This is a genomic window from Chroococcidiopsis cubana SAG 39.79, assembly GCF_003991895.1.
Taxonomy (GTDB): Bacteria; Cyanobacteriota; Cyanobacteriia; order Cyanobacteriales; family Chroococcidiopsidaceae; genus Chroococcidiopsis; species Chroococcidiopsis thermalis.
Genome location: NZ_RSCK01000241.1, coordinates 1 through 1508 on the forward strand (window position 1 = coordinate 1; position 1508 = coordinate 1508).

At 40.5% G+C, this 1508-nt stretch carries 2 pseudogenes; both read right to left on the bottom strand.

Going from position 1 to position 1508, the window contains the following annotated elements:
• Positions 1-70: 70 nt before the first annotated feature.
• Positions 71-445: pseudogene (locus DSM107010_RS41885) on the bottom strand (IS6 family transposase); the annotation flags it as partial.
• 136 nt (positions 446-581) lie between these two features.
• Positions 582-1433 (bottom strand): annotated as a pseudogene (locus DSM107010_RS37660) (IS630 family transposase); the annotation flags it as partial.
• Positions 1434-1508: the final 75 nt, after the last annotated feature.

Below are 1508 nucleotides of genomic sequence, written 5' to 3' on the forward strand. Positions count from 1 at the left end.
ACTTTTTTCGTGAGAAACATGTTGCTTACGCCGCAACCTAAAACTGTTCACTATTCTATGCTCTGGTTAGTAAATATTCAATCAATGGTGGATAAGCAGCATTTTTATCGACATTAGTTACACGAGGAGGTTGAATGTGGGTTGCCTTTGAAGCTTTACGCAAGCAACGTTTGGCTGCTCGTCTATCTCACGCGCGCACTCAACATAAAATTAATTGTATTACCAGCCGCATCGACTGCCCGATACAGATACTTCCACCTGCCTTTCACGTTGATGTAAGTCTCATCCACTCGTCACGAATCGTTAGTTGGCTTCAAGTGCGGACGGCACCGTTTTTCCGGTTCTGGAGCAGAAGGAAAGCACCCATCCATATATAGTTGTATGGTCAACTTCTAATCCTCTTTCCGTCATCATCTCCGATACTGTTGCGGTACGACAAGAGATAAGTATCTGGACTGGAATAATTACACGGCAGGCTTTAATCTCCACTCGACCAAACCTATATATGCTGCGACATGACCCGAAGCCTGCCGTGTAATGATTAGTGTCTTCCTACTTACCGAAGATAAGCTAATGTGCATTTAAGCTGCAATAACACCATTGCCTTTATTTTTGATTTTACGCTGCCACTTAATAATAAGCTCTCCTTGATTCAAGGGTCTTTCTAACAGAGCTTCTAGTTCTTCTACCGATTGAAACAATCTATGAGCAATAAATTCTTTACACGAATGCCAGACTAATTCAATTAGATTCATGTCAGGACTATATGTTGGTAAGAATTCCAGAATTATGTTGGGCAATTCCTTAGTTATCTTCTCTCTGAGATCTAACCGTTTGTGGTAACTAGCGTTGTCTAGAATTATGAGGATTTTTGGTTCGATGTCCTGGAATTCTTCAGCTTGATTACCATTCACTACCCATTCCTGTTTCACTAACTCGTTTAACTGTTGTAACTGTTTGTAAAAAGTATCAGCATCCCCTTTTTTAATGAAAAAGCACAGCCGTTTATGGTCTTGCTCTCGGAGACCGCCCATGACATTAACCCGTCCCCGTCTGCGTTGTCCTGTTACCTTTTTTCTTTTTCCTTTTTTACCCCATGTTTTACGTCTTATGACTCGAAGACTAAATCCAGTTTCATCCCAAAACCACACCTGCAAACGCTCTGGGTTTTCTTTGCTGAAACTTAAATATTTTTGAAACTTTTGTTTAAATTCTGCTCTTAAAGCAGGATTCTGCTTGTCTTCCAAGCTATACTTTGCCCAGATGTAGCTATACTTTTTTCGCTTCAGTATCCTCCTGACTTGAGAACCACTTAAGTGAATTCCAGTTTGTTCTGCTAAGTATGTCGCTAATCGTTCTCCCGTCCATCGACCAAATTCAAATTCGAAGTCTTGAGGCTCCTGTTTGACAATTTCTAACAAAAGCTTGATATAGAGCAATTCCTAGTCTACTGAGGTACGATTAATAGTAATGTTGTGTATTCTGCCCAGATAAAAATGAAGGCATAC